General features: G+C 73.6%; 22 protein-coding genes, 1 tRNA gene, 2 pseudogenes and 1 riboswitch. Of the genes and pseudogenes, 9 read left to right on the top strand and 16 right to left on the bottom strand.

What is annotated here, in order from left to right; all coding sequences use genetic code 11:
* The first annotated feature begins 59 nt into the window (after positions 1-59).
* The 4 genes from ACTWQH_RS23135 (at position 60) to ACTWQH_RS23120 (ending at position 1,810) form a co-directional block, all read left to right on the top strand.
* Positions 60-623, top strand: a complete 564-nt coding sequence (locus tag ACTWQH_RS23135; RefSeq protein ID WP_443288616.1) for a hypothetical protein — start codon at positions 60-62, stop codon at positions 621-623.
* Between the two features lie 118 nt (positions 624-741).
* Positions 742-960 carry a hypothetical protein gene (locus tag ACTWQH_RS23130; protein WP_443288615.1) on the top strand — a complete coding sequence of 73 codons (219 nt, stop codon included), beginning with the start codon at positions 742-744 and terminating at the stop codon, positions 958-960.
* A gap of 108 nt (positions 961-1,068) precedes the next feature.
* Positions 1,069-1,284, top strand: a complete 216-nt coding sequence (locus ACTWQH_RS23125) for a hypothetical protein (protein ID WP_443288614.1) — start codon at positions 1,069-1,071, stop codon at positions 1,282-1,284.
* Between the two features lie 452 nt (positions 1,285-1,736).
* Positions 1,737-1,810, top strand: a tRNA-Met gene (locus tag ACTWQH_RS23120).
* A gap of 394 nt (positions 1,811-2,204) precedes the next feature.
* On the opposite strand, the pseudogene ACTWQH_RS23115 reads toward ACTWQH_RS23120, so the two are convergent.
* A pseudogene (locus ACTWQH_RS23115) lies at positions 2,205-2,540 on the bottom strand (ABC transporter substrate-binding protein); the annotation flags it as partial.
* 336 nt (positions 2,541-2,876) lie between these two features.
* Positions 2,877-4,451 (bottom strand): rifampin monooxygenase, encoded by a 1,575-nt coding sequence (gene rox / locus ACTWQH_RS23110; RefSeq protein WP_443288613.1) that lies wholly within the window; start codon positions 4,449-4,451, stop codon positions 2,877-2,879.
* Positions 4,452-5,171: 720 nt separating this feature from the next.
* Here rox and ACTWQH_RS23105 point away from each other — a divergent pair.
* Together ACTWQH_RS23105 and ACTWQH_RS23100 are read left to right on the top strand one after the other, a co-directional pair.
* Positions 5,172-7,442 (top strand): glycoside hydrolase family 97 catalytic domain-containing protein, encoded by a 2,271-nt coding sequence (locus tag ACTWQH_RS23105; protein WP_443288612.1) that lies wholly within the window; start codon positions 5,172-5,174, stop codon positions 7,440-7,442.
* Positions 7,443-7,973: 531 nt separating this feature from the next.
* Positions 7,974-8,483 carry a hypothetical protein gene (locus ACTWQH_RS23100; RefSeq protein ID WP_443288611.1) on the top strand — a complete coding sequence of 170 codons (510 nt, stop codon included), beginning with the start codon at positions 7,974-7,976 and terminating at the stop codon, positions 8,481-8,483.
* Positions 8,484-8,609: 126 nt separating this feature from the next.
* Here ACTWQH_RS23100 and ACTWQH_RS23095 read toward each other — a convergent pair whose 3' ends face one another.
* Complete coding sequence (locus ACTWQH_RS23095; protein WP_443288610.1) at positions 8,610-10,004, bottom strand: peptidase C39 family protein; 1,395 nt, start codon at positions 10,002-10,004, stop codon at positions 8,610-8,612.
* Positions 10,005-10,197: 193 nt separating this feature from the next.
* Between ACTWQH_RS23095 and ACTWQH_RS23090 the strand changes: the two genes are divergently transcribed.
* Both ACTWQH_RS23090 and ACTWQH_RS23085 read left to right on the top strand, forming a co-directional pair.
* A complete protein-coding gene (locus tag ACTWQH_RS23090) occupies positions 10,198-10,752 on the top strand; it encodes a uridine kinase family protein (RefSeq protein WP_443288638.1) in 555 nt (184 codons plus the stop codon).
* A gap of 60 nt (positions 10,753-10,812) precedes the next feature.
* On the top strand, positions 10,813-12,867 hold the full coding sequence (locus tag ACTWQH_RS23085; protein ID WP_443288609.1) for an AAA family ATPase: 2,055 nt from the start codon (positions 10,813-10,815) through the stop codon (positions 12,865-12,867).
* Between the two features lie 66 nt (positions 12,868-12,933).
* Here ACTWQH_RS23085 and ACTWQH_RS23080 read toward each other — a convergent pair whose 3' ends face one another.
* From ACTWQH_RS23080 to ACTWQH_RS23040, 9 genes and pseudogenes are all read right to left on the bottom strand, one after another.
* On the bottom strand, positions 12,934-13,344 hold the full coding sequence (locus ACTWQH_RS23080) for a PH domain-containing protein (RefSeq protein WP_443288637.1): 411 nt from the start codon (positions 13,342-13,344) through the stop codon (positions 12,934-12,936).
* A gap of 119 nt (positions 13,345-13,463) precedes the next feature.
* Entirely contained in the window at positions 13,464-14,312 is an 849-nt protein-coding gene (gene hisG, locus ACTWQH_RS23075; RefSeq protein ID WP_443288608.1) for an ATP phosphoribosyltransferase, read from the bottom strand.
* Between the two features lie 68 nt (positions 14,313-14,380).
* A complete protein-coding gene (locus ACTWQH_RS23070; protein WP_443288607.1) occupies positions 14,381-14,653 on the bottom strand; it encodes a phosphoribosyl-ATP diphosphatase in 273 nt (90 codons plus the stop codon).
* Positions 14,654-14,660: 7 nt separating this feature from the next.
* On the bottom strand, positions 14,661-15,173 hold the full coding sequence (gene ribH / locus ACTWQH_RS23065) for a 6,7-dimethyl-8-ribityllumazine synthase (protein WP_443288606.1): 513 nt from the start codon (positions 15,171-15,173) through the stop codon (positions 14,661-14,663).
* A gap of 91 nt (positions 15,174-15,264) precedes the next feature.
* Positions 15,265-16,590 (bottom strand): bifunctional 3,4-dihydroxy-2-butanone-4-phosphate synthase/GTP cyclohydrolase II, encoded by a 1,326-nt coding sequence (locus ACTWQH_RS23060; protein ID WP_443288605.1) that lies wholly within the window; start codon positions 16,588-16,590, stop codon positions 15,265-15,267.
* Entirely contained in the window at positions 16,587-17,258 is a 672-nt protein-coding gene (locus ACTWQH_RS23055; RefSeq protein ID WP_443288604.1) for a nicotinamide mononucleotide transporter family protein, read from the bottom strand. Before ACTWQH_RS23055 ends, ACTWQH_RS23060 begins: the two co-directional genes overlap by 4 nt.
* Entirely contained in the window at positions 17,255-17,872 is a 618-nt protein-coding gene (locus ACTWQH_RS23050) for a riboflavin synthase (RefSeq protein ID WP_443288603.1), read from the bottom strand. Before ACTWQH_RS23050 ends, ACTWQH_RS23055 begins: the two co-directional genes overlap by 4 nt.
* Complete coding sequence (gene ribD, locus ACTWQH_RS23045) at positions 17,873-18,955, bottom strand: bifunctional diaminohydroxyphosphoribosylaminopyrimidine deaminase/5-amino-6-(5-phosphoribosylamino)uracil reductase RibD (protein ID WP_443288636.1); 1,083 nt, start codon at positions 18,953-18,955, stop codon at positions 17,873-17,875.
* 195 nt (positions 18,956-19,150) lie between these two features.
* Positions 19,151-19,281: riboswitch (FMN riboswitch) on the bottom strand.
* 829 nt (positions 19,282-20,110) lie between these two features.
* A pseudogene (locus tag ACTWQH_RS23040) lies at positions 20,111-21,058 on the bottom strand (ROK family transcriptional regulator); the annotation flags it as partial.
* 76 nt (positions 21,059-21,134) lie between these two features.
* Between ACTWQH_RS23040 and ACTWQH_RS23035 the strand changes: the two are divergent.
* Positions 21,135-22,439 carry an MFS transporter gene (locus tag ACTWQH_RS23035; protein WP_443288602.1) on the top strand — a complete coding sequence of 435 codons (1,305 nt, stop codon included), beginning with the start codon at positions 21,135-21,137 and terminating at the stop codon, positions 22,437-22,439.
* Here ACTWQH_RS23035 and ACTWQH_RS23030 read toward each other — a convergent pair.
* The 4 genes from ACTWQH_RS23030 to ACTWQH_RS23015 form a co-directional block, all read right to left on the bottom strand.
* Positions 22,362-23,477: a MalY/PatB family protein gene (locus ACTWQH_RS23030; RefSeq protein WP_443288635.1), complete on the bottom strand. Its 1,116-nt coding sequence runs from the start codon at positions 23,475-23,477 to the stop codon at positions 22,362-22,364. The two genes, ACTWQH_RS23035 and ACTWQH_RS23030, sit on opposite strands and share 78 nt — an antisense overlap.
* Before the next feature lie 229 nt (positions 23,478-23,706).
* The gene (locus ACTWQH_RS23025) at positions 23,707-24,159 is read right to left on the bottom strand and encodes a phospholipase (protein WP_443288634.1); all 453 of its coding nucleotides are present in this window, start codon (positions 24,157-24,159) and stop codon (positions 23,707-23,709) included.
* 150 nt (positions 24,160-24,309) lie between these two features.
* On the bottom strand, positions 24,310-25,011 hold the full coding sequence (locus ACTWQH_RS23020) for a methyltransferase domain-containing protein (protein ID WP_443288601.1): 702 nt from the start codon (positions 25,009-25,011) through the stop codon (positions 24,310-24,312).
* A 68-nt stretch (positions 25,012-25,079) separates the two neighbouring features.
* Positions 25,080-26,519: a GuaB1 family IMP dehydrogenase-related protein gene (locus tag ACTWQH_RS23015; protein ID WP_443288600.1), complete on the bottom strand. Its 1,440-nt coding sequence runs from the start codon at positions 26,517-26,519 to the stop codon at positions 25,080-25,082.
* Positions 26,520-26,530: the final 11 nt, after the last annotated feature.

Here is a 26,530-nt window from a genome sequence, read left to right as displayed (position 1 = left end):
GAACGGGACGCGGCAGCCAAGAAGGCCGCCGACGAGACCCCTCCGGGTCGAGTACGTCGATGCCCGGCTACATGCGGGCGTACCGAGAACGGCTTGCTGCCGCTGCCGGGCGCCTCGCCACGGTGTCGCTGGAGTGCCTGCCCGCGCTCGACCTCGGGGCCAAGTACGGGCGCGGCGTCGACGTCCTGCTGTACGTCGACCCGCAGATTCTCGGCAGCACCCGGCCGCCCTCCAACCACCGCGTGGAGATGGCTGGCGAGGACGACCACCGGCACCTCGAGGCCGCGCTGCACGCCTGCCGCGCGGCGGTCGTCCTGTCTGGCTACGACTCGCCGCTGTACGCCGAGTTGTACGGCGGCTGGCACCGCGCCGAGCGCAGCACCGTGACCGGCAAGGCGCAGGGCGCCAAGGGCCGCGTCGAGGTGCAGTGGTCGAACCGGCCCGCCGCCCTGCTCCCCCGCGCTGCCGCCTACACGGGCCGCGAACTCGGCCCGCTCCCCGCCGTCCTCGGCGAAATCGCCGCCGAACACGAGCGGCAGGACGGCCGATGGGGTGAGCAGAACCACCCCGACGGTACCGGTCTGCAGGGCGACGAGGGACAGGCCATCATCGCCCGCCGCTGAGGGTGCTCTCGCCCGGCGCCACGTCCTGCAACAGGAGTCCGCGAAGCTATCGCCGGGACCGCACTCGCCGACGCATACGACCGACTCCGCCGCCACATGCCCAAGCATCCCGAGAAGCATGCTGCCCGTGGGGGCCTGCGCGGGTCGGGATGCCCGAGGGCGAAAACGGGCCGCAGCCGGACGCACGCAGCGGCTCACCTCGGACGAGATCCCCGACCAACTCGACGAGTTCATCGCCGACACCGGGCAGCGCGGCGCCGACCCGGCATGGCTGCGCGGAGCCCGCTGTATCCCCGGACGCCTCCGCCTCTCCGACCCTGGCGCGCTGGCGACCTGAGCCGGGCGGCGTGCTGCGCGAGCGCATCGCCGACGCCCTGTGCGACTGCGCGATCCCCTGCCACGGCACCGAGCCCGCGTGCGCCTCGTGGGACGGCACCGCACCCCCATGACGGAGGTCGAGCCCGAGCTGAACCGGCTCCGCGAGCAGTTCATCGACTCCGAGACGCTCCGGGCCGGCGAGGCCGACGCCACCGACGAAGCCAAGAAGCAGCGGGGACGCGCCGAGCGGGCCGAAGCCGCACTGAAGCGCGTGCGCGCAAGAGCGCGACGCCATCGACCGCGACCGCGACCAGCCTCGACACCGACGGCGGTCCTTCGGTGACGGGATGGCCGACGCCCGTCGCCCGCATCCTCCTCGCCCTCGACGACACCGACACCCCCACCCCATGACCGCGGCCCGGGCCAGGCGCCGGGCCACCTACGGGGCGAGCACGAAGATCCCGAAAGCCATGAAACCGCCACCAGCCGCCAGGATCGCCAAGGCGACCGCGATCTTCGTCCCAAGACTGGGCTCACGACGGCGCCCCCACGCGGACCGGCTGAAGATGCCAGGAGGATACATCTGCATCCCCTCCCTCTCCACGTCCGAACATCGCCTACCTCACACCGCTACTGCCACACCCCGAGCCCGAAACCAGCCGACAGGGGCACCACCGCCAACCGCCCGCCCGACCTGGGCACGACGTGACCAACACCCGTTCGGGCATGGCCGCAGGATGGCACGGGCGCGCATGTGCGGCGCGGGGGCGGGATGCCGTAGAGTGGTTCCCACATCGCGAGGTGGAGCAGCTCGGTAGCTCGCTGGGCTCATAACCCAGAGGTCGCAGGTTCAAATCCTGTCCTCGCTACGACAGAAGCCCCGGACCGTCTGGTCCGGGGCGTCGTCGCGTCCTGGGGCCGGAAGGCGACTCCCGGCGGGGAGGCCCACACCGCCCGGCCAGCGGCGGGAGCGCGAAGGGTCGCGACGCCGACCCACGCAAAAACGTTCCCCTACGTGCGGCGCTGGTCGCGCTCCTGACGCTCGAGCCGCCGCAGGACCAGCTTGCACTCCCACAGCGTGTGCCGCTGCTCGCGAGTCAGGTGGTGAGGCAGCAGCTGCCTCGCGCACATTGCAGCTGTGGCAGAGCAGGCCTTCTCCGAACGACGACTGCTCTGCCTTGTCGGGCTCAGAGAAGGAACACGTAGACAGGTCGACAGCCTCAAGTTCGGCCAAATCCGGGCAGTCGGACCTCCGCGCCTTCGGAACGGCAGACCGAGGGCGTCGGCCCTGGCGGCAGCGGCGCGAGCGAAGACGCTGTGATACTCCCCCGCCAAGGCAGCCACGCCCAGGCGAGCCAGTTCATCTACGGCCGCCGCGGCCCTCCGTGGATCTGCCGCGGTGTCTCGTACCACCAGCTCGAGTGGCCTTCCGACGATCCCGCCAGCGGCATTGACTTCGCGAACGGCCATCTCGAGGCCGGCGAGCAAGTGCTGGCCTGCCTCGACCCAGCCAGGCCGGGTCAGTGGAACGAGAGCGCCGATCTGCGCTGATGATGCTTCAGTCCATCCCGCGCCAGATGACGCTAGTGACGTGTTCATGCGTTGGCGTCTCCCGCCTGACGATTCGGTCGCAGGTTGCCCAGATCGCCGAGCGGTTTGTCCAGAGGGCCGGCGTCGGTCTCCCGGCTCTCGAGGTCCGCCGGACGGGCCAGTACCAGCAGGCGGGCTTCAGCATGAGGAAGCGTTCGATCGCGGCTTGGCGCCCGACTTCGGCCTTCCGGACCTCGCGGTCGTACTCCGCTCGCTCCTCCAGCGTCAGGTGCCCGCAGCCTCGAGGCCGTCGCGACGGAGGAGCGCCTGGTCGGGCTTGGGACGTGAGGCGAGCTTGCCTCCAGCCTTCCGATGGTCGGTCAATACTGGCCGTTCACATCCTCCTCACGGGCCTTTTCGGTTGCTCAGGCGGGATGAGTTGGCGGGCTTGCCGAACCAGCGGGAGAGGTGGTCGTCCAGGTCCTGCTGATCGTCGCCGATCCAGGCGACGTGGCCGTCGGGGCGTAGCAGGACGCACGGAACATCCAGTGCCGCAGTGGGATCCGCGAGGTAATCGACCCGGTCTGACCAGCCGCCGACGGTCAGGCGTTCGGTGCGGTCCAGCAGCAGGCCGCGGCCGCGATGCAGCAGACCGTAAAGGTGGCCCTGTTTCACGTCGATGTCGCGCAGGCGACGGCCGAGCAGGGCGGGGCCTTCGCCGAAGTCGTAGCGGATGCCGATCGCGGTGATCTTCTCGATCAGATGGCGGTTCACCTCGTTGAAGTCCATCAGTTCGGTGAGCAGCCTGCGCACGGCCTGCGGGCCCGGTTCGGTGGACAGCAGTTCCATCTGGGCGCGGGTGTTGTCCAGCACGTCCTCGGCGACCGGATGACGTTCGGCCTGGTAGGTGTCCAGCAGTGTCTCCGGCGCCCAGCCGCGGATCTGTGCGGCCAGTTTCCAGCCGAGGTTGAATGCGTCCTGAACGCCCAGGTTGAGGCCCTGTCCGCCGGTGGGTGGATGGATGTGTGCCGCGTCGCCGGCCAGCAGCACCCGCCCGACCCGATAACGTTCGGCTAGCCGGGTGGCATCCCCGAAGCGGGACAACCAGCGCGGGGAGTGTACGCCGAAATCGGTTCCGGCGATGGTGCGCAGCTGTTGTTTGAAATCCTCGAGGGTGGGCGGTTCCGCGCGATCGCTGACTCCCGCGGCGGGGACTACGACGCTGTAGACGCCTTCGCCGAAGGGCCGGAGCCAGAATCGCTGATGTGTCTCGCGGACTTCGGCCATCTTGGCGGCGATCTCCTCCTGCGGCACACCCACTTCCATCTCGCCCATCAGTGTCTCGTTCCGCGAGGGCTCGCCGGGGAAGCCGACGCCGAGCAGTTTGCGCACCGTACTGCGACTGCCGTCACAGCCGACGAGATAGCGCGAACGCAGCTGTTCGCCGTCGGCAAGTTCGACGGTCACACCCTCGTCGTCCTGCTCGAAACCGGCCACCGCGCAACCGCGCCGGACCTGCGCACCCAGTTCGATCGCATGGTCTTCGAGCAGGTCAACGATGACCGGCTGCGGAATGCCCAGCAGATAGGCGTACGCGGAATCCAGGCCCCTGGGCGCGGGTTTGGGGATGGCGGCGAAGAAACCGCCGGCCGGACGCCGTCTTCCGCGTTCGAGAATGCGATCCAGCAGTCCGCGCATTGCCATCAGCTCGATACTGCGAATATGCAGACCGACTATGCGGGCGAACGACACGGGCTCGGTTTCCTTCTCCAGAACGAGCACCCGCACATCGTGCAGCCGCAGTTCGGCGGCCAGCATCGCGCCAGTCGGCCCGCATCCGGCAATGATCACGTCGAACATGAGGGGCGCGCGATCGGCGCCGGAGGCCGAGGACCGGAGTCCGGGGGCGTCGCCCACGGTGAAGTCTCGCTCGACCGTATCGCTCGACGACGGCTCGGCGGTGAACTGCGGAGAGTGCACAGGTGTTGCCTTTCGGGAGTGCCTTGGTGGCGAGGCGCTCCCGGCGACACCTACGTCAATCGCCCGGCCGTGACGGGAAGGGGGAGCACCCACATCGATACAGCGTTCATGGGTCTCACCTCCTCGGGCGGTGTCACGGTCCACTGCAAGCTATAAGCCCGAGCATCGCCCCGTCCACTCCTTTCCCAGCCACGTGATCACGACTCCGAACGGGCCCGTGCGGTTGCAGGGCGAACCCGGCGTGGCGGCCCAACTGGTAGCGGTCAGGCCGACGATCTGATCCTTGGCCGCTCCGAGGTGGAGACCGGAGGCCTACTTGCCCCACCCGCTGCGCAGGGTGTTTGATTCTCTTTCATTCTGTTCTTCGGGATTGTTCTTATCGGATGGATCCGTGCGAGCTTTCCCGGACGCCGCATCTCCGTCAAGAACACCGACAGGACCGGTACTCGTCGGCAAAGCAACGAGACATCCGATGTAACCCAGAGGCCCTTGCCGGGAGTTCCGGGGGCGTGACCTGCGGCGTTGGAGAAATCCCGTCCGCCCCTCTGGACAGAGGAGGGGACGGGCGTCGTTAATACATCCCATGTGCCCTGGCGGAGCGCGGCCTGCCCGTGCGCATCCCCTGCGCCCTGCTGCCCGTAGGCCCTTCGTCCGAATCTGTCGCATCTCAGGTTCGAGCCGCAGCACCGATGGTGCTGGACAGACAGGAGAGGAATCACCATGCCAGGACCGACACGCCGAAGCGTGCTCACGGCCATGGCCGCGACGACCGTCGGCGCCGCCACGGCGGCGACCATAACCACGCGCGCGGCCGCGGCGGCGCCGGGCAGTTGGACATCGGTCCAGCCCGGCGTCCCGTCATCCGGCTGCGACGGCGTGCGCGCCACCGTGGCCCTGGACGCGAACGGGGCGCTCACCCTGGAGGCCACGTGGGACTGCCAGCCGGTCCTGTTGCCCGCTCCGATCGGGCTGGTGACCGCGGAGGCCGACTACACCACCGGGCTGGAGTTCGTCAGCCGCGGCGACGAGGCCAGCTCGTTCACCTACGACGTCGTGGCGGGGAAGTCCCGCGTCCGGGAGCGGACCGCCACGGAGACGCGGCTGGTGTTCGCCAAGGGCTCCGCCGAGATCACCGTGTGCGTGCGTACCTCCGCGGACGGCGTGGCGCTGCGCTACGAACTGCCGTCGGACGCCACGGTCCTGGGCGAGGCGACGTCGTTCGAGCTCCCGGCCGACGCCCAGCTGACCTGCGAGCCGTTCGCGAACGACCACGAGAACCTGTACACGACCTCGGCGGTGTCCTCCGTGCCGAGCGGCGAGTACGGCATGAGCATGTTCGCTCAGCTCGCGGACGGCGCCAGCGTGCTGCTGGCCGAGTCCGGCGTGGACGGCGGCTATTCGGGGGGCCGGTTCGCCCACGACCAGGGCACGGGCCGGTTCACCGTGGCGCTGGCCGACGCGGAGATCCAGCGGACCGGGCCCTTCGCGACCGCGTGGCGCGTCGCCGTCATCGGCACCACCGGGACCGTCGTGGAATCCACGCTGGTCGATGACGTGGCGGCGCCGTCGCAGGTCACGGACATGTCGTGGATCCGGCCGGGCGTCTCCGCGTGGCCCTGGTTCGACGGCATGCACGAAACCCAGCGCGACCTGGAGAAGCTCAAGCAGTGGGCCGACTACGCCGCCTCGCAGGGCTGGCCCTACCTGCTGGTGGACGACGGCTGGAAGGAGTCACCCTCGATCATTCCCGAGCTCGTGGCCTACGCCGGCGACCGGGGCGTGCGGATCATGCTCTGGTACCACTGGCTGGACCTGGACACCGCCGACAAACGCCGGGATCAGTTCACCACGATCACCGAGTGGGGCGTGGTGGGCGTGAAGCTGGACTTCATGGGCTCGGAGACCCAGGCCCTCCACCAGTGGTACGACGCGACGCTGGCCGACGCCCGCGACCACCAGCTGATGGTCGACCTGCACGGCTCGCGCCTGCCGGTCGGGGTGCACCGGACGTGGCCGCACGTGCTGACCTCCGAAGCCATCCGGGGCGAGGAGTACGGAGCGGACCGCACCATCGAGCACGTGGCCTCGATCCCGTTCACGCGCGGCGCGATCGGCCCGACCGACTATTCGCCGATGAGCTTCCAGATGTCCAACCCGAACAGCGACGGCGCGGAACTCGGCCTCGGCGTGGTGCTCGACAGCGGCATCCTGCTGCCCGGCAGCACGGTCCCGGACTACCAGGCGCGCCCGGAGGCGCAGCGATGGCTGCGCACGCTGCCGAGCGTCTGGGACGAGACGCGGTACGTCTCGGGCGATCCGCTCACCGGCGCCGTCATCGCCCGCCGCAACGGCGACCGGTGGTTCGTCGGCTCGTTCCGGCGCGGGGGCGCCGGCACCACGTCGTACCCGACGGCCTTCCTCGGGGCGACCGGAACCTGGCAGGCCGAGATCACCACCGACGGGCCCGACGGCCTGGTCCGCACCAGCCAGGTCATCGCGGCCGGCGACCCCCTCAGCGTCGAGGAGGTGGCTGACGGTGGTCACGCGGTCAAGCTGACCAGGGTCCCGTCCGTCGCGGCGGGATATCACCAGGTGACCGTCGCGGGCAGCGACCATGTCCTCGGCGTCGAGGGCGGCTCGGACGCCAACGACGCGAAGATCGTCCGGTCGCCGGGCAGCGACAGCCCGCACCAGCGGTTCGAGTTCACCCCGGTCGCCGGTGGGTACACCCGGCTCGTCATCCAGGGCAGCGGCAAGGACGTGGTCATCGGCAGCGCGCCCCGTGACGCCGGCGCGACGGTCATCCAGTACGAGTACGCCGCCGGGTCCGACACCAACGACGAGTGGCTGGTGGAGGACGCGGGCGAGGGCCGGATCCGCCTCGCCAACCGCTTCAGCGGCCTCTACCTCACGGCCGGCGACGCCGAGGGTGCCCCGTGCGAGCAGCGCCCGTACGACGGTGGCGACCACCAGACGTTCACGATCGGCTGAGATCGGCCGATCCCTGGCGGCTCACCTCCGCCGCGAGCCGGCCCCGCGGTCGCGGCCACCGCGTCGTCATCGGCCCACCGGATGGCACGCTCGTCCCGCCGATGACCAACGGTGGCCGCGCCCGCAGGCGGGCAGCAGGCCCTGTCCGGGGCCAGCGCTTCCGGACGATGGTGCACGCCCACGGACGCGAGTGCACGACGTTGGGCTGCGGAAAGAGCCGCCGGGAAGTAGAGGTAGCAGACGCCGCCGGTGCCGGAGGCGACGGTGCCATGGTCGCTGAACCCTGACCTCTTCGACATCATCGGCGTCCTGGTCTGTCTCGCTGGCATGCCCCTCGTCATGTTCGCCCCACGCAGGCTGGAGGACCACTTGGCAGCAGAGCTGGTTGAGGCCCGTGGGGCGGGCGAGGTTGCACCAGGACAGGCTGGGGCAGCCGAGGCGCTTCGATGACGGATAGACTGCGGCCCCCGGTTGGCAGGTAGCAGCGGCGTCCGGTGGACAGCGCTAAGGGGGCATCCTGTGTCGTGGACCGTGCCTGACCAGATCAAGCTCACGATGCTGCACCAGATGGAGCACAAGCACGAGCCCGGCCTGTCACGGACCAAGATCCGGGAGACCTCGTATGTGGTGCGCCGTCCTGACCACGGCGAGGCGCGGGTGGCCGTGCGGTGCGGACACTGCGGGCGCGAGGGCATGTTCATCATCCAGGACCTGGGGACCACCAAACGCCTCCGCCGCGGCCCGGTGATCCGCTCCCTGGTCTCGGCCGTCGCCCTTCTGACAGGGATCGTGTCGTTGTGGATCACCGGGTTGGCGGGCGAGAGTGCCCTCTTCCTGATGCTGGCCTTCGTCGCCTCGCTGGTCCTCGGGCCGGTCGGGATCTACCTGGTGTGCGATCCCAGCAGCAACATTGGCGTGCAGGCACCGGAGTTGGTCCACTTCGACAGCACCACCCGACGCCAGGGACTCTCGTATGTCACGCGCAGCTCCCGCCGGGGCGAGGGCGTGGCCTGCAGCGGATACGCCAAACCCGCTCGATGAGCGAACGGTTCCACTCGTGGAGAGCCACCTGTCTCCTAAAAGATCTCCCCAGATTCTCCCCAGCACCTAAGTGATCACGAAAGATGGCCCCCGTGTGGTGTCGCACGAGGGCCATCGCGTGGCTGGTCAGCGCACGCCCACGGACGCGAGTGCACGGCGTTGGGCTGCGGAGAGAGCCGCCGGGAAGTAGAGGTAGCAGACGCCGCCGGTGCCGGAGGCGACGGTGCCGTCCTCGCGGTAGCGCTGGGTGCGCAGCCAGATGTTCTCGAACTGCCGCCTGGGGTAGACGCGCCGGACCTCGGCGTTGGAGTCGCTGGCCGGGTCGTTGGCGATGACGTCGCCGTCCTCGGTGAAGCCGATGACGGTCATCAGGTGCCCGGAGGTGCCGTACCCGGCGCCGTCGAGCTCCGCCTCGTAGAAGGACTGCGAGGTGATCAGCGGGATGCCCGCCTTGATGAGCCGCTCGGCGTCGGTGAGAGAGGCGATGCGGGTGACCACGCCGCGCATGTCGCGGTAGGTGGCGGCGTAGGCGGCGTTGAAGGGCCAGTTGCCGCAGCCCTCGTACTGGTAGTCGTAGGTGAAGCGGGCCGCGTGGCAGACCTGCGGGTCGGCGAAGTCCGGGTTCACCCAGGCGACGTCCTCCGCGCTGGGGCGGCGGCCCCAGTACTCGATGATCATCTGCGAGGAGGTCGGGCTGCACCACGCCTCGCCGCCGTTGTCGTACTCCGGGTACTGACCGATGTGGATGTTCTGCGAGTACGACGGCACGTCCAGCTCGACGCCGGCGGCGACGCCGGGGGCGGTCTGGGGGACCTCGAAGCGGGCGGGGACGTCCGAGGTCATCGCGCCCAGCCGCCACACGGTGGGCGTGGCGCCGCTGCCGGGCGCGCGGTAGAGCGTGAGCCGGAGCCGGTAGGAGGCCAGGCGCAGCGCGCTGTCGGTGTCGTCGATGGCGACGGTGTCGGTCCAGACGGTCGACTTGCCGTCCTCCTGGCCGTCGACGGAGGTGCGGCGGATGTCCGCATCGCCCGAGGCCCATACGCCCAGGGTGTACCAGGGGGTGTCGGTGCCGTCGCTGTAGCTGCCGAGCATCTCGACGCGGATGAACGTTCCGGCGGGTGTGGCGGCGTTCCACGAGGCGATCAGCTCGCTGGCGGGGGTGGCCGCGGTGTGGACGGGCGAGAGCCAGCGGGCGTACTCCCAGGAGGCGGTGGTGCCGGTGTGCGGGTCGGCGTAGTCCACGGTGCCGGCCGGGCTGGCGATCGCCACGCCGGGGCGCTTGCCGTCGGCGACGGAGACGCCTTCGGCGGTGCCGCCGCGCCAGTCGGCCGCCGTGGCCCAGCCCCGGTACTCGATGGTGGAGGCGGCGGCGTCGCCGGGGCGGGGCCGGTAGGGCCGGGTGCCGCCGGCGGGGGCGGGGGCGGCCGTGCCGCTGGCGGCGTCGGCGGTGGCGGCGAGCGCGGCGGGGGTGCCGACCGCGGCGGCGACGGCGGCGGCGAGTACGGTACGGCGTGGCGTCATGGTCACGGTGATGGTCTCCCGGTCGTGTCCTTGGGCCCCGGCGCGGCGGGACGAGGTCGGCAGGGCACCACTATCTCCGCTCACGGAGCTGACGAGAAGTAATACCGGAGAACAGCCAAACAGCAATATTGGTCTGACCTGTGGCACGCCGCGCGGGCTGTCCGCCGTGACCTACGCTGTCGCGGTGAACACCCTGCCCCGGCTGGCCGCCCGGCTGAGCTCCCTGCCGCCGTCCTGCGGTCCGGTGCGGCTGGTCGCCGTCGACGGACACGCCGGCTCGGGCAAGACGACGCTGGCGGGCGCGCTGGCGGCCGAGCTCGGCGGCGCGCCGGTGCTGCACCTGGACGACGTCGCCAGCCACGACGCCCTCTTCGGCTGGACGGAGCGGGTCACCGGCGGCGTGCTCGGCCCGCTCGGCCGCGGCCGGACCGCCCACTATCCCGTTTACGACTGGGAACGCCGGGAGTTCGCGCGTACCGCCTCGCTTCCGCCCGCGCCCGTGGTCCTGGTGGAGGGCGTCGGCGCCGGCCGCCGGGCGCTGCGGCCGCACCTCGCCTTCCTGATCTGGCTGGCGGTGCCCTCGTCCGTGGCGTGGGAGCGGGGCAGGCGGCGGGACGGCCCGGGGCAGGCGGACTTCTGGCGGGAATGGACGGCGGCCGAGCTGCGGCACTTCGCTGATGATCCGTCAAGCCCCTTTGCCGATATCCTGATAACGCCGAGGGGCGCCAGTTACGATGCCTGCGCGTGATTCCCTCCCGGCGCCGGGGGTGGCCGGCGGCAGGCGGAGCACCCGTGAGTGGGGGTCAGCATGGATTCAGGCACGCAGGGCGGCCACGTGTCGCACGGCCCGGCCGATCTGGCGTGGCTGCGCGGCGTGGACGCGTACACGGCCGCCGCCTACCCCGAGGCCGAGGAGGAGTTCCGCGCCGCGGTGCGCCAGGACCCCGGCATGGCCGACGCCTGGCTGGGCCTGCACGCGCTGCGCGCCGACGTGCCGGTCGCGCTGCAGCAGATGCACCGCAACCGGGGGCGCTTCGGGGAGCAGCGGGCGCGCCACGGGCGTCCGCTGAGCTCCTGGTACTGGCTGGGCTGGTGGGTGCAGCCGGTGCTGGAGACCCAGCGTGACCTGCTGCTGGCGTACGCCTCGCAGCTGCTGGACGGCCGCCGCATGGCCGAGCTCGACCTGGCCCTGGCCGCCTGCCCCTCGCCGCAGTCCGACCCCGGCACCCGCTTCCTGCACGCCTGCCGGTGCTACCTGGCCAAGGACTGGGAGGGGCTGTTCCGCTTCACCGCCTCGCTGGTCGACGACCCGCAGCTGGGGGTGGAGGCGGGCCTGTTCGCGGGCATGGCGCGGGTGCGGCTGGAGATGTACGACCAGGCGGAGCCGCTGCTGGCCGCCGCGCTGATGCGGTGCCGCACCGAGCAGCCGCAGCGCAAGGAGCTGCGGTACTGGCTGGCGCGGGCGCGGGAGGGCAGCGGGCGCAGCGCGGCGGCGCTGCCGCTGTACCGGGCGGTGCACGAGGCCGACCCCGAGTTCATGGACACGGCGGAGCGGCTGGCGGCGATGGCGGAGGAGGACCCGGACGCCGCCGCGCTGTTCGCCTCCCCGGCCGGCGGACTCGGGGGTCTCGGGGGCCCCGGAGGCCTCGGCAGCGGGCTCGGCGCGGACGCCTGGCCCGGCGTGGGGGCGGGCGTGGGGGCGGGCGCGGGCGGCGTGCCGCCGCCGGGCGCGCTGACCTCCCCGGAGCCGCTGCCCTACGCCGCCGACGACGGCCTCTCCCCCGCCTCGCCGTCCGCGCCCTCGGCCCCCCTCTCCCCCGGCCAGCCCGCCTCGCCGAGCCCGGCGCCCGAGCGGCTGGTGCCCTCGCCCGCCGCTCCCGCGGGCGCGGCGTGGCGGTATCCGGCCGGGCCGGGCACGACCGGGGACCACGGGGCGGCGGGCGGCGGCGTTCTCGCGGGCGATCCGGCGCTGCTGGAGCGCTCGCTGAGGGAGCTGGACCGCATGGTCGGGCTGGAGCCGGTCAAGGAGCAGGTGCGGGCGATGTCCGCGCAGCTGCGGATGGCCCGGCTGCGATCCGGGCAGGGCCTGCCGGTGCAGCCGCCGAAGCGGCACTTCGTCTTCTCCGGCCCGTCGGGGACGGGAAAAACGACGGTGGCGCGGATACTCGGGCGGATCTTCCACGCGCTCGGGGTGCTCAGCCACGACAGGCTGGTGGAGGCGCAGCGGGCCGACCTGGTCGGGGAGTTCCTGGGGCAGACGGCGGTGAAGGCCAACCGGCTGATCGACTCGGCGCTGGGCGGCGTCCTCTTCATCGACGAGGCCTACAGCCTGGTCCACTCCGGCTACAGCAAGGGCGACGCCTACGGGGACGAGGCGTTGCAGGTGCTGCTGAAGCGGGCCGAGGACAGCCGGGAGCACCTGGTCGTCATCCTCGCGGGGTACCCGGAGGGCATGGACCGGCTGCTGGCGGCCAACCCCGGCCTGTCCTCGCGCTTCGCGGCCCGGGTGGAGTTCCCCAGCTACCAGCCGGCGGAGCTGACGGCCATCGGCGAGCTGCTGGCCGCCGAGCACGGGGACGTGTGGGACGAGGAGGCGCTGGAGGAACTGCGCAGCATCGGCGAGCACGTGGTGGCCGAGGGCTGGATCGACGAGCTGGGCAACGGCCGCTTCCTGCGCACGCTGTACGAGACGAGCTGCTCCTTCCGGGACATGCGGCTGTCGGAGTCGGCCACGGCGCCGACCCGGCAGGAGCTGTCGACGCTGCGGCTGCCGGACCTGATGCAGGCCTACGGCGAGGTGCTGGCCGGGCGGGGCCGGGACCGTTCGCAGGGCGGCGAGGGCGGGGGCGCGGCGGAGCTGTGATGCGCGCGGCGTCGGCCGCCCCGGGCGCAAACGTCGGGGAGCGTCGGGGATCCGGGGCGGGGCCCCTCAGCCGCCGTCGCCCGGCGGGGTGGCCGTGCCGTGGGTCTCGGCCAGGGCGCGCAGGGTCCGGGCGTCGGCCACGGCGCGGCGGCGGGCGACGCCCGGCTGGATCGCCATCACCGCCAGGGTCGTGCCGTCGGCCAGGTCGAGCGTGACCCACGGGTCGCCGGGCCGGAGCGAGACCCGCAGGATCTCGGCCCAGGCCAGCCGGCGCCGGGTGGTGAGGTTGACGACGGTCAGGCCCTCGGCGTCGGCGACCGCCTTGGGGCGGCTGAGCAGCGCGAGCACGCCCCAGGCCAGCAGGCCGCTGGAGCTGACGGCGATGCGGTCTCCCGGGCTCCAGCTCACCGCGCCCCGGGCGGGCAGCAGGAGGGCGACCAGCGTCAGGACGCCGAAGGTGGCCGCGCCGACGCACATCAGCACGATGCGGGTGACCACGGGACGGAAGGTGACGGGCAGGCCGGGCGGCTCGGGGAGCTCCGGCTCCGGCCCAGGCTCGGGCTCCGGCCCGGGCTCCCGCTCCGGCCCAGGGGGCGTCACAGCCGGGCGGCGTGGATGCCGGTGGTCAGGATGGCGCGGGCGCCGAGCTCGTACAGCTCGTCCATGACCCGCTGGGCGTCGCGCACCGGCACCATCGAGCGGACCGCGACCCAGCCCCTGTCGTGGAGCGAGGAGACGGTGGGCGACTCCAGGCCCGGGGTGAGGGCGACGGCCTTGTCGACCAGCTCGGCCCGGATGTCGTAGTCCATCATCACGTATCTGCGGGCGACCAGGACGCCCTGGAGGCGCCGCAGGAACTGCTGCACCCGGCCGTTGGCCGGGTCGCCGCCCTCGTGGCGGATCACCACCGCCTCGGACTCCAGCACCGGATCACCGATGATCTTGAGCCCGGCGTTGCGCAGCGTGGTCCCGGTCTCCACGACGTCGGCGATGACCTCGGCGACGCCGAGCTGGATGGCGGTCTCGACGGCGCCGTCGAGGGGGACGACGGAGGCCTCGACGTCGTGCTCGGCCAGGTGGCGGGCGACGAGCCCGGCGAAGGAGGTGGCGACCCTCAGGCCGCCGAACTCCCGCACGTCGGTGACGGTGCCGGGGCGGGCGGCGTAGCGGAGGGTGGAGGCGCCGAAGCCGAGCTGCATGATCTCCTCGGCCGGGGCGCCGGCGTCCAGCAGCAGGTCGCGGCCGGTGATGCCGATGTCCAGCGTGCCGGAGCCGACGTACACGGCGATGTCGCGCGGCCGGAGGTAGAAGAACTCCACCTGGTTCTCGGCGTCGATCAGCACCAGTTCCCTGCGGTCCTTGCGCTGCAGGTAGCCGGCCTCATGCAGCATCGCCGAGGCCGGCTCGGAGAGGGTTCCCTTGTTCGGGACGGCGATGCGCAGCATGGACGGGGGTTCCTTTACGGCTCGGTGCGGGGGACGGGAACGGGGACGGGACGGTCACGTCGCGGCGGTCAGAGGTGAGCGTATACGTCGTCGAGGGAGATGCCGCGCGCCACCATCATGACCTGCACGTGGTAGAGCAGCTGGGAGATCTCCTCGGCGGCGCGGTCGGCGTCCTCGTGCTCGGCGGCCATCCACACCTCGGCGGCCTCCTCGACAACTTTCTTGCCGATGGCGTGGACGCCGGCGGCGACCAGTTCGGCGGTGCGGGAGGTGGCCGGGTCGCCGGTGGCGGCCTTGTGCTGGAGCTCGGCGAAGAGGCCGTCGAATGTCTTGTTCGCCATGGTGCTCTTAGCCTACGGCCTCGCGGGCCGGGTTCCGGTCCCGGGGCCCGGCCAGGGACCGCAGGGTGGCGGCGGTGGCGACGGCCGCGGTGGCGGCCTCGTGGCCCTTGTCCTCGGCGGAGCCGGGCAGCCCGGCCCGGTCCAGGGCCTGATCCTCGGTGTCGCAGGTGAGAACGCCGAAGCCGACGGGAACCCCGTGGTCGACGCCGACCTGAATGAGGCCCTGGGTGACGCCCTGGCAGACGTAGTCGAAGTGGGGGGTGCCGCCCCGGATGACGACGCCGAGGGCGACGACGGCGTCGTAGCCCTTGGCGGCCAGCGCGCGGGCGGCCACGGGCAGTTCGAAGCTGCCGGGGACGCGCAGCAGGGTGGGCCGGTCGACGCCGAGCTCGTCCAGCGCCCGCAGCGCGCCGTCGACGAGGCCGTCCATCACGGTCTGGTGCCACTGCGCCGCGACCACGGCGACGCGCAGTCCCTCGCTGTCCTCCACCGCCACTCGTGGCGCGCCCTTGCCGCTCACCGCTGCTCCTCTCGTTCGTCGTTTCCGTGGTTGGTGCCGTCGGTGCCGTCGGTGCCGTCGGCGTCGTTGGCGTCGTTGGCGTAGTTGGCGTTCACTGGTTGCCGCAGGGGGAGACCGGGGCGGCGTCCAGCCAGGGCAGGTCGTGTCCCATCCGGTCCCGCTTGGTGCGCAGGTAGCGCAGGTTGTGGCGGCCGGCCGGGACGGGCGCGGGCTCGCGGCCGGTGACGCGCAGGCCGTGCCGCGCCAGGGCGTCGGTCTTGTCGGGGTTGTTCGTCATCAGCCGCAGCGAGCGGACGCCGAGGTCGGCGAGGATCCGGGCGCCGGCGGCGTAGTCCCGGGCGTCGGCGGGCAGGCCGAGCTCCAGGTTGGCGTCGAGGGTGTCGCGGCCCCGCTCCTGGAGTTCGTAGGCGCGCAGCTTCGACAGCAGCCCGATGCCCCGGCCCTCGTGGCCGCGGAGGTAGAGCACGACGCCGCGGCCCTCGGCGCTGATCCGGTCCAGGGCGGCCCGCAGCTGGGGGCCGCAGTCGCAGCGCTGCGAGCCGAAGACGTCGCCGGTCAGGCACTCGGAGTGGACGCGGACCAGGACGTCCTCGCCGTCGCCGATCTCCCCGGCCACGAGGGCGATGTGCTCGACCCCGTCGGGGGTGGAGCGGTAGCCGTAGGCGCGGAAGTCGCCGTGGCCGGTGGGCAGCACGGTCTCCGCCTCGCGGCGTACGGCCGGGGCGGGCTCGCGGCGTACGGGCGGCGACGCCTCGGCCTCGCCCGCGCGGCGGCGGTAGGCCACGAGATCCTCGATGGAGATGACCGCCAGGCCGTGCCGCCGGGCGAAGGCGGTGAGTTCGGGCAGCCGGAGCATGGTGCCGTCCTCGCCCGCGATCTCCACGACGACGCCCGCCGGGCGCAGGCCCGCCAGCCGCGCCAGGTCGACGGCGGCCTCGGTGTGGCCGGGCCGGGTCAGCACGCCGCCGGGGCGGGCGCGCAGCGGGAAGACGTGGCCGGGGCGGGCGAAGTCGGCGGGGGTGGCGTCCGGGTCGGCGAGCAGCCGGATGGTGGCGGCCCGGTCGGCGGCGGAGATGCCGGTGGTGACGCCGTGGGCCGCGGTGGCGTCGACGGAGACGGTGAACGCCGTGGCCATCGACTCGGTGTTCTTCTCGACCATCTGCGGGAGCTCGAGCCGGTCCAGCTCGGCGGGCTCCATCGGCACGCAGATCAGGCCGCGGCACTGGCTCATCATGAACGCCACGACCTCGGGCGTGATCAGCTCGGCGGCGATCACGAGGTCGCCCTCGTTCTCCCGGTCGGCGCTGTCGACGACCACGACGGGGCGGCCGAGCGCGATGTCCGCCACGGCGCGCTCGACCGGGTCGAGCGCCACGTCGAACGCAGGCCCAGCGGGGGCAAGGTGTGTCACGGTCATGCTGCCACTCCATCGGTTGCGGGCGTGAGGCGGGCGGGCCGGGGCGCTGCCTCGCGGGAGCGCAGCCACCAGGCGCGCATCCCCCACAGCACCAGGCCGAAGTAGACGACGTAGACCAGGCCGGAGAAGGGCAGGCCGGAGGAGAACGCCAGCGGGACGCCGACGACGTCGACCAGCAGCCAGGCGAACCAGAACTCCACCAGGCCGCGGGCCTGGGCGACCATGGCCACGAGCGTGCCGACGAAGATGTACGCGTCGGGCCAGGGGTTCCAGGACAGGTCGGGGAAGGCCGTGAACAGGCCGCCGACGGCCAGCGTGCCGACGGCCGCCCCGGCCGCGAGGGCGCCGCGCTCGCGCCAGGTGGCGAAGCGGACCGCGATCTGGCCGTCGTGGGAGTCGCGGCGGCCCCGCTGCCAGGCCCGCCAGCCCCACAGCGCCACGACGATGACCAGGAGTTGCTTGCCCACTCCCCCGCCGAGCTGCGCCGAGGCGTAGGCGGCGACGAGGATGACGCCGGAGAGCAGCTGGACGGGCCAGGTGAGCATCGAGCGGCGCCAGCCGAGCGCGAGCGCGGCCAGGCCGGCGAGGTTGCCGGCCATGTCGGACCACATGACGTGCTGGTCGAAGGCGGTGAACGCCGTGGAGTTGAGCTGGTCGAGCACGCTCATGGCGCGCTCACCCCGCTGCTCACCCCGCGGTCGGCCAGCAGGCGTTCGACGTACTTGCCGACGATGTCGACCTCCAGGTTCACCACGTCGCCGACGCGCTTGCGGCCGAGGGTGGTCAGCTGGAGGGTGGTCGGGATGAGGCCCACGGTGAAGTGGTCGTCGGCGGCGGAGACGACGGTGAGGCTCACGCCGTCCACCGTGATGGAGCCCTTCTCCACCACGTAGCGGGCGAGGTCGGCGGGCAGCGCGAAGGCGACGGCCTCCCAGTTCTCGCCGGGGGCGCGGCTGAGGATGGCGGCCGTGCCGTCCACGTGCCCCTGGACCAGGTGACCGCCGAGCCGGCCGCCGAGCCGGGTGGGGCGTTCGAGGTTGACGCGGTCGCCGGGGGCGAGCGTGCCGAGGTTGGAGCGGGCCAGCGTCTCGGCCATCACGTCGGCGGTGAACTCGCCCTCGCCGGTGGCGACGACGGTCAGGCAGACGCCGTTGACGGCGATGGAGTCGCCGTGGGCGGCGTCCTCGGTGACCACGGAGGCGCGCAGCCGCAGCCGCGCGGAGTCTCCCTCGCGTTCCAGGGCGAGGACCTCGCCCAGCTCTTCGATGATTCCCGTGAACACTCAGGTCTCCTTGGGGAGGGGTACGGCGGTGATGCGCAGGTCGGGGCCGAGGGGGACGACGGCGTCAACCCTGAGGCGCAACGCCTGTGTGATGGTGGTGATTCCGGCGTCGGCCAGGGCGTGGGGGCCTCCGCCGAGCAGGGCGGGGGCGAGGTAGGCGGTGATCTCGTCGACGTATCCGGCGGCGGTGAACGCCCCGGCGAGCGTGGGCCCGCCCTCCAGCAGGACGGAGCGGACGCCGCGCCCGTACAGCGCGGCGAGCAGCGCGGGCAGGTCGAGGCCGCCACGGCCGCCGTCGGCGCGCGGCAGGCGGGCCACCTCGGCGTGGCGCTCCAGCGGCGCGGTGCGGCCGGCGGGGGCGTCGGCTGCCACGGCGATCAGGGTGGGCGCGGCCCCGTCCAGGACGCGGGCGCCGGGCCGCACGGCGCGGGCCTCGGTGTCGACGACGACGCGCAGCGGCTGCACGGCGCCGGGCAGGCCCCGGGCGGCGAGGTGGGGGTCGTCGGCGCGGGCGGTGCCGGAGCCCACCACGACGGCGTCGGCCTCGGCGCGCAGCCGGTGCACGTCGGCCCGGGCGGCTTCGCCGGTGATCCAGCGGCTGGTGCCGTCGGCGGCGGCGACGCGGCCGTCGAGGGTGGCGGCGTACTTCCAGCGCACGAAGGGGCGGGAGCGGCGGACGGCCGTCAGCCAGGCGGCGTTGACGGCCTCGGCCTCCTCCGCCAGCAGCCCGGCCTCGGTGTCGATGCCGGCGGCGGCGAGGGTGGTGGCGCCGCCGCGCGCGGTGGGGTTGGGGTCGGCGACCGCGTAGACGACGCGGGCGATGCCGGCGTCGATGAGGGCCTGTGCGCAGGGGCCGGTGCGGCCGGTGTGGTTGCAGGGTTCGAGGGTGACGAGGGCGGTGCCGCCGCGGGCGGCGTCGCCGGCGTCGGCCAGGGCGTGGATCTCGGCGTGCGGGCCGCCCGCGGCGCGGTGCCAGCCCTCGCCCGCGAGGCTCCCGGCGGCGTCGAGGATGACGCAGCCGACGACGGGGTTGGGGCTGGTGGCGCCCAGGCCCCGGGCGGCGAGCGCGAGGGCGCGGCGCATCGCCTCGGCCTCCCGGCCGCGGGGGTGCGTGGCGCTGTCGTCCGCCACCGGATGCCTCCTGCCTCGTCGGGCACGGCTCCGGGGCGTCATACGGGACAGGGCGAGGAGGGGCGGGGGCGGCGGGCGCCCGGCCGGTGACGCGGCCACCCCTGGGGGTGGCCGACGGCTGGGGCGTCGTGTGCCCGTCCCGCTTCGCCGCGCACTGCCTCCCATCCGGACTTTCACCGTCGGTCCAGGAGTTCCACCTGGTCAACCGGCCGCTGGCGGCGGCCGGGTCGCGGACTGTTACCGCCGGTTCGGACTTTCACCGACCCCGGAGTGCGCTACGTCGCTGATACGGCATCCAGTGTGCCATGGCCGGGCGACGACGCGGCCCGGCTGTGGGAGGGTTCACAACGCCCGGGCGGCGCCGACGGGGTCGAACAGGTCCCGCCGGGCGGCGTCCAGGGCGGTGAGCAGGCCGCCGTGGAGCACCGGGCTGCCGGTGAGGGTGGCGGCGCGTACCTCGGTGCGCAGCGGCGAGAGGACCTCGTGGCAGCGCTGGACGCGGACGGCCAGCGCCGCGCCGCCGGCCCGGCCCAGCTCGCCGCCGAGGACGAGGCAGCCGGGGTCGAGGACGACGGTGACCGAGGCGACGGCGACGGCGAGGCGTTCGGCCAGCTCGCTGAGGAACGCCTCGTGCGGCTCGGCCGCACCGGAGCGGCGCCGCGCGCGGTTCGGCGGCGGAGCCGCCGCGCCGCCGGCATCGGCGCCGGGGGCCGCCGCGCCCTCCCCCGCCGTCGCGGCGCCGTTTGCGGCTGCGCGGCCCGGCGCGGCACCGCCTGCGGCTTCGGCACCACCGTTCGGCGGGACCGCGGCACCGCCCGCATCGGCGCCGACGGAGGCCGATGCGCCCCCGCCCCCCGACGCGGCACCGTCGAGGATTCCCCCGCCCGGCGCGGCGGCCGACGCGGCATCACCCACCGCGTCGGCGTCAGCCGACACCCCGGCACCGGCTGCTTCGCCCGCGGCGGCCCCTGCGGGGCGAGCGCGGGCGCCGTTCGGCGGGACCGCAGGAGCGCCCGCATCGGCGTTGGCGGAGACCGATGCGCCCCCGCCGCCCGGGGCGAGGTCGGCTGCGTCGTCGCCTTCCCGCCCCTCGGCGCCGGCCGCCTCGGCGGCGCCGGACGGGTCAACCGCCGCGCCGTCGTCCAACGCCTCGGCGGCGCGGGCCACCACGGCCACCGCCTCCTCGACGCCCTCGCCCTCCACGGCCAGGCCGTGTGCCCGGGCCAGCGCGAGGACCGCGTCGGAGCCGGCCAGCGCGTGGAGACCGCCGCCGCAGTCGACGGCCGAGGGCATGCCGCCGGTCCCCGGCACCGGGAGGAAGCCGAGTTCGCCGGCGCCGCCGGAGGCGCCACGGCGCAGCGTGCCGTCGAGGACCACGCCGGCGCCGATGCCGTGGCCCAGCCACAGCAGGACGAAGGTGTCGCGGTCGCGGACCGCGCCCAGCCGGTGCTCGGCGATGGCAGCGAGGTTGACCTCGTTCTCGACGGCCACCGGGCAGCCCAGCCGCTCCCGGAGCGTGGAGAGCAGTTCGGCGTGCCAGCGGGGCAGGTCACCGGTGGGGCGCAGGGCTCCGGTGGCCGGGTCCGCCAGGCCCGGGGCGCCCATGACGGCGGTGTGCAGTGTGGTGACCCCGGCCTCGCGCATGGCGCCCTCCAGCGAGGCGACCGCCGCGCCGACGACGCCGGCCGGGTCGCGACCCGGGCCACGCGCGGCCGGCAGCCCGGCGCCGCCCACCGCCTGGCCGGCCAGATCGGCCAGGACGAACGAGACGCCGTCGGTGCGCACGTCCAGGGCGGCGACGTGGGCGCGCTCGGCGACCAGCCCGTAGAGGCGGGCGTTGGGCCCCCGGCGCTGCGCGCCCGCCTCGCCGACGACGGCGACCAGGCCGCCGCGGCCCAGGCGGTCGAGGAGGTCGGCGACGCTGGGCCGGGACAGTCCCGTCAGCTCCCGCAGCTGGGCCGCGGTCAGCGGGCCGCGGTCGGCCAGCAGGTCCAGCGCGATGCGGTCGTTGATGGCGCGGGCCGTGCGGGGGGAGGCGGTACGCGCTGTGGTCATGCGACGAATCCTCGCCGGGTCGGGGGAGTTTTCCAAAACAACTTCTATTAGGAAGCCTTCCTGATAATATCCCGCCATGTCTTCGACTCGGTCGTCGAACCCCTCACCCACCGACCCCGTGCCCACCGACCACCCCGCCCGCATGCGCCGGTCCCGCGTGGCCATCAGCCTCGCCTTCGTGCTCCACGGCGTCGTCGCCGGCAGCTTCGCCACCCGCATCCCCTGGCTCACCGACCGCCTGGACCTCACCACCGCGCAACTCGGCCTCGCGCTCGCCTTCGCCCCGGTGGGCGCCGCGCTCGCCATGCCGCTGGCCAGCGGCGTAGCGCACCGCCGTGGAGCGCGCGCCGCGGTGCGCGGACTGCTGGCGCTGTGGTGCGCCTCCCTCGCACTGCCCGTCCTGGCGCCCTCGCTGCCGGTGCTGTGCCTCACGCTCCTCGTGCAGGGCGCGGGCGCGGGCATGGCGGACGTGGTGATCAACGCCCAGGGCGTGGAGGTGGAGCGGCGCTACGGCCGGTCGATCATGTCCGGGCTGCACGGCATGTGGAGCGTCGGCGCCCTCAGCGGCTCGGCGGTCGGCGTGGCCGCCGTCCACGCCGAGGTGGACGCCCGCGTCCACCTGACGCTGGTCGCGCTGGCGCTCGTCGCCACCACGCCGGTGGCCTGCCGCGGCCTGCTCGACACCCGGCCCGAGCCCGAGGAGGAGCCGCCTCCGCGCTTCGCGCTGCCGCCCCGCTCCGCGCTGCTCATCGGCGCCGTCGGCATGTGCGCGATCCTCGCGGAGTGGGCCAGCGCGGACTGGTCGGGGGTCTACCTCCGGGACGCCACCGGCACCTCGGAGACCATCGCCGCGGCCAGCAACACGGCGTTCAACGCCACCATGGCAGCCGCCCGCCTCGCCGGTGACCCGGTGGTGCGGCGCCTCGGCCCGGTCCGCACCGTGCGCCTGAGCGGCGCGGTGGCCCTGACCGGCGCGGTGCTGGTGGTGACCGCCACGGTCCCGGCGGCCGGTCTGGCGGGGTTCGCGCTGCTGGGCGTCGGCGTCGCGGTCGTCGTGCCGCTGTGCTTCGCCGCCGCCGGGCGCACGGGCGACAACGCCGGCCAGGCGATCGCCGGGGTGGCCACCGTCACCTACACCACCGGCCTCGTCGCCCCCACGCTCATCGGCGGGGTCGGCGAACTCGCCTCGCTGCGCGTGTCCTTCGGCGTCGTGACGGCGGCCCTCGCCGTCATGGTGCTGATCGCCGGGGCGCTGCGGCCCCGGCCCCGGAGCCGGCGGGCCCTGCGCGCGGGCGGCCGGAGCTCACCCGCCGCCGGCGCCGGCGGCAGCGGAGGCGACGGCGGCCATCCGGCGCACGGCCTCCGCGATCACCTCGGGTGAGGCCGCCAGGTTGAGCCGCACGTGGCCCTCGCCGCCGGTGCCGAAGTGGTGGCCCGGCACGAGGGCCAGCCGGCCCCGTTCGAGGAACGCCGCGGCCGGGTCGTCGCCCAGGCCCAGGCGGCGGCAGTCCAGCCAGGCCAGGTAGGTGCCCTCGGGCGGCCGGCAGCCGACCACGGGCAGGTGCTCGGCCAGCAGCTCGCCCAGCAGCGCCCGGTTCTCGTCCAGGCCGCGCAGCACCGCGTCCAGCCACGGCCCGCCGTCCGACAGCGCGGCGGTGTGCGCGATCACGCCGACGTGGCTCGGCCCGTGGCTGACCTCCTCGGGCATCCGGGCCAGGTCGTCCGCGGCGTCCTCGCCCGCCACCGCCAGCGCCGCCTTGAGCCCGGCGAGGTTCCACGCCTTCGACGCCGACATCAGCGAGAACGCGTCCGAGCCGCCCGCCAGCGAGAGGTACGGCACGTGGCTCGCGCCGGGCAGCACCAGCGGAGCGTGTATCTCGTCGGCGACGACGCGCACCCCGTGGGCGCGGGCCAGCTCCGCGACCGACGCCAGCTCCTCGGCGGTGTGCACGGTGCCCGTGGGGTTGTGGGGGCTGCACAGCAGGTACGCCGCCCGCCCGCCACCGGCCGTGGCGCGGCGGAACGCCTCCCGCGTGGCGTCGGGGTCGATCCGGCCGCCGGGGTCCAGGGGCGCCTCGACGACGCGGCGGCCGGCGTTCCGCACGAAGGCGTAGAACGGCGGGTAGACCGGGGAGTTGACCACGACGGCGTCGCCGGGCCCGGTGACCAGCCTGAGGATCTCGACGACGCCGAGCATGACGTCGGGGACGATGGCGGTGCGCTCCACCGCCACCGGCCAGCCCCAGCGCCGCCGCGCGAAGGCGTCGAGCGCCTCGGCGTACCGCGTGCCCGCCGGGTAGCCGGTGTCGCCGAGTGCCATCGCCCGGTTCACCGCCTCGACGACCGGCTCGGCCAGCGGCACGTCCATCTCCGCCACCCACAGCGGCAGCACGTCCTCGGGGTAGGCCCGCCACTTCATGCTGGTGCGGCGGCGCAGCTCGGCGAGCGTGAGCCGCGACAGGGGGTTGGCGACGGGGTACGCGGTGAGGGCGGTCTCGCTGGGACGGGGACCGGTGGCTGTCACGGGCTGCCGCTCCTTCACTCCTCGTGCGGGCCTGTGGGGCCAAGGATGCCAGCGCCGGGCGGGCGGCGCCTGACCGGCGCGGCCCGCCCGGCGTTACCGAGGCGGCGGGGTCTGCGGGTGTCCGTCAGCCGAAGGCCCTGACCGCCTGGTAGTAGGTCCAGGCCAGGCCGTCGCAGGCCGTCGCCGTGGCGCCGGAGTAGCCGTCGCAGACGCGCTTGAGGTCCTCGTAGAACGCGCTGTCCAGGCGGTCCTTGTTCGCGTCGAAGGCGCCCATGGCCTTGTAGTTGCGGTACCCGAAGTCATGGCGTGCGCATGACACCTCAAAGGGGAAGCCGAAGGGGTTGTCCGGGGAGGAGGAGCAGTAGTCGGTGGACCAGTCGAACCCGTAGGCGGACCAGGCCGACTGGTTGTTCCGGGCGGAGAGCCAGGCGCTGTAGCTGCTGGAGCTCGTCTGGGTCCAGCTGGAGAGAACCTGCGGCTTGTCGGCCGGTGCCGCGCTGGCCGGGGAGGCCGTGGTGGCGACGGCGGCGACAGCGAGGGCGGAAGCGGTCAGAGCCGTGGCGAGCCGATGACGTATGCGCATGCGCGTCCTCCGGTGAGGGGGGCGGCCCAAGTGGGCGGCGGTCTACGCGAATTGACGCTACGCGTGAGTAATCGCCCGGACAACCCCGCCTCGATGCACGGAGGTTGACCTGTCGGAGAACGCGGGGGAATGGAAGGTGACGAATCAGGAGACGGGCCTGGCCCGCACCCAGGTGCCGTCGTCGGTCAGGACCCGGTCCACGGCGAGCCCGGCCCCTGCCAGGGCGCGTTCGAAGGCGTCGCCGGTGTAGCGGTAGGAGAGGAAGGTCTGCGTCCAGCGGGCGTCGGGGTACTCGTACTCCACCCGGACGCGCGAGGTGTCCGGCAGTCCGGCCGGCTCGGACGCCGCGACCCGCACCAGGCCGCCGTCGCCGGTGCGCCGCTCCCGGGGGACGCGCGCGTGCCAACCCTCCCCCTCCCGCTGGATGAGCACGCAGCCGTCGTCCGCGACGTACCGGCGGCAGGCGCGCAGCATGCCCCGGCGCACCCGCGGGTCGCCGTTGTGCACCAGGAAGGAGGCGAGCAGCACCACGTCGAAGCGCTCGTCCCCCAACTCCAGCGTCTCGACGGGGCTCGCGACGGTGCGGGCGCCGCGCACGTGCCGGAGCATCTGCGGCGACTCGTCGACGGCGGTGACGGCGAAGCCGCGCGCCAGCAGCGGGTGCGTCATCCGCCCGACGCCGCAGCCGAGTTCGAGGATGCGGGCGCCGGGCGGGACGGCGGCCTCGATGATGTCGGGCTCCTCGCCGGGCGGGAGGCGCAGCCACAGCTCCACGGCGCAGCCGTCCGGGGTGATGGCGCCCGGCCCCGTGCCGGCGTAACCCTCGCGTGCCCGCTGCTGGTTCATGCCCGCCATCCCACCACACCGGGACGGAGGGCGGGCCTCACCCCTCAGCGCTTCAGCCCTTCAGCCGCTCAGTCCCAGCTGACGTGAAGTGGCTGGCCCTCGGCGTATCCGGCGGCGCTCTGCACGCCGACCACCGCGCGCTCGGCGAACTCCTCCAGGGTGCCGGCTCCGGCGTAGGTGCAGGCCGAGCGGACGCCCGCGATGATCGAGTCGACCAGGTCCTCCACGCCGGGGCGGGCGGGGTCCAGGTACATCCGGGAGGTGGAGATGCCCTCCTCGAACAGCGCCTTGCGGGCCCGGTCGTACGCCGAGTCCTCGCCGGTGCGCTTGCGCACGGCGCGGGCGGAGGCCATGCCGAAGTTCTCCTTGTACAGCCGCCCGTCGCTGTCCTGCTGCATGTCGCCGGGCGACTCGTGGGTGCCGGCGAACCAGGAGCCGATCATCACGTTCGACGCGCCGGCCGCCAGCGCCATGGCCACGTCGCGCGGGTGCCGCACGCCGCCGTCGGCCCACACGTGCCTGCCCAGCCGCCGCGCCTCGGCCGCGCAGTCGAGCACGGCGGAGAACTGCGGGCGCCCGACGCCGGTCATCATCCGCGTCGTGCACATGGCGCCGGGCCCGACGCCGACCTTGACGATGTCGGCCCCGGCCTCGATCAGGTCCCGCACCCCCTGGGGGGAGACCACGTTGCCCGCCACCACCGGCACCTGCGGGTCCAGGCCGCGCACCGCCGCGAGCGTCGAGAGCATCGACTCCTGGTGGCCGTGCGCGGTGTCCACCACCAGCACGTCCACCCCGGCGTCGAGCAGGCCCTTGGCACGGGCCACGGCGTCGCCGTTGATGCCGATGGCCGCCCCGATGCGCAGCCTGCCGGTGGCGTCGGTCGCCGGGGTGTAGAGGGTGGCGCGCAGGGCGCCGCGCCGGCTGAGGATGCCGACGAGCCGGCCGTCGACGTCCACCGTCGGGGCGATCTTGCGGTGGGCGGCGTCGAGCGTGGTGAACGCCTCGCGCGGGTCGATGCCCGCGTCCAGCACCAGCAGGTCCTTGCTCATCACCTCGCTGAGCTGCGTGAAGCGGTCGACGCCGGTCAGGTCGGCCTCCGTGACGATGCCCACCGGGCGGTGGCCGGAGACGACGACGCCCGCGCCGTGCGCCCGCTTCGGGAGCAGCGCCAGCGCGTCGCCGACCGTCTGGGTCGGGTCCAGCACGATCGGGGTGTCGAAGACGAGGTGGCGCTGCTTGGTCCAGCCGATCACGTCGGCGACGACGTCGAGCGGGATGTCCTGCGGGATCACGACCAGGCCGCCCCGGCGCGCCACGGTCTCGGCCATGCGCCGGCCGGCGACCGCGGTCATGTTCGCCACCACGACGGGGATCGTGGTGCCGGAGCCGTCGGAGGTGGCGAGGTCGACGTCGTGCCGGGAGGCGACCGCGGAGCGGCCCGGGACCATGAAGACGTCGTCGTAGGTCAGGTCGTACGGGGGCCGTGCGTCGCCGAGGAACTTCATGGCTCTCCTCA

The organism is Streptomyces sp. 6N223, assembly GCF_052246635.1.
Taxonomy (GTDB): domain Bacteria; phylum Actinomycetota; class Actinomycetes; order Streptomycetales; family Streptomycetaceae; genus Streptomyces.
Note: the sequence above shows the minus strand (reverse complement) of the source record. Positions and strands in the feature narration are given on the sequence as shown.

Bases quoted from the DNA above. Each gene is read 5' to 3' on its own strand.
- hisG (WP_443288608.1), bottom strand. From the start codon at position 14,312: ATGCTGCGCATCGCCGTCCCGAACAAGGGAACCCTCTCCGAGCCGGCC.
- ribD (WP_443288636.1), bottom strand. From the start codon at position 18,955: ATGCGCCGCGCCCTCGCGCTCGCCGCCCGGGGCCTGGGCGCCACCAGC.
- ACTWQH_RS23085 (WP_443288609.1), top strand. From the start codon at position 10,813: ATGGATTCAGGCACGCAGGGCGGCCACGTGTCGCACGGCCCGGCCGAT.
- ACTWQH_RS23070 (WP_443288607.1), bottom strand. From the start codon at position 14,653: ATGGCGAACAAGACATTCGACGGCCTCTTCGCCGAGCTCCAGCACAAG.
- ACTWQH_RS23095 (WP_443288610.1), bottom strand. From the start codon at position 10,004: ATGACGCCACGCCGTACCGTACTCGCCGCCGCCGTCGCCGCCGCGGTC.
- ACTWQH_RS23015 (WP_443288600.1), bottom strand. From the start codon at position 26,519: ATGAAGTTCCTCGGCGACGCACGGCCCCCGTACGACCTGACCTACGAC.
- ACTWQH_RS23105 (WP_443288612.1), top strand. From the start codon at position 5,172: ATGCCAGGACCGACACGCCGAAGCGTGCTCACGGCCATGGCCGCGACG.
- ACTWQH_RS23080 (WP_443288637.1), bottom strand. From the start codon at position 13,344: ATGTGCGTCGGCGCGGCCACCTTCGGCGTCCTGACGCTGGTCGCCCTC.
- ACTWQH_RS23055 (WP_443288604.1), bottom strand. From the start codon at position 17,258: ATGAGCGTGCTCGACCAGCTCAACTCCACGGCGTTCACCGCCTTCGAC.
- ACTWQH_RS23020 (WP_443288601.1), bottom strand. From the start codon at position 25,011: ATGAACCAGCAGCGGGCACGCGAGGGTTACGCCGGCACGGGGCCGGGC.
- ACTWQH_RS23125 (WP_443288614.1), top strand. From the start codon at position 1,069: ATGACGGAGGTCGAGCCCGAGCTGAACCGGCTCCGCGAGCAGTTCATC.
- ACTWQH_RS23060 (WP_443288605.1), bottom strand. From the start codon at position 16,590: ATGACCGTGACACACCTTGCCCCCGCTGGGCCTGCGTTCGACGTGGCG.
- ACTWQH_RS23130 (WP_443288615.1), top strand. From the start codon at position 742: ATGCTGCCCGTGGGGGCCTGCGCGGGTCGGGATGCCCGAGGGCGAAAA.
- ACTWQH_RS23030 (WP_443288635.1), bottom strand. From the start codon at position 23,477: ATGAAGTGGCGGGCCTACCCCGAGGACGTGCTGCCGCTGTGGGTGGCG.
- ACTWQH_RS23035 (WP_443288602.1), top strand. From the start codon at position 21,135: ATGTCTTCGACTCGGTCGTCGAACCCCTCACCCACCGACCCCGTGCCC.
- ACTWQH_RS23135 (WP_443288616.1), top strand. From the start codon at position 60: ATGCCCGGCTACATGCGGGCGTACCGAGAACGGCTTGCTGCCGCTGCC.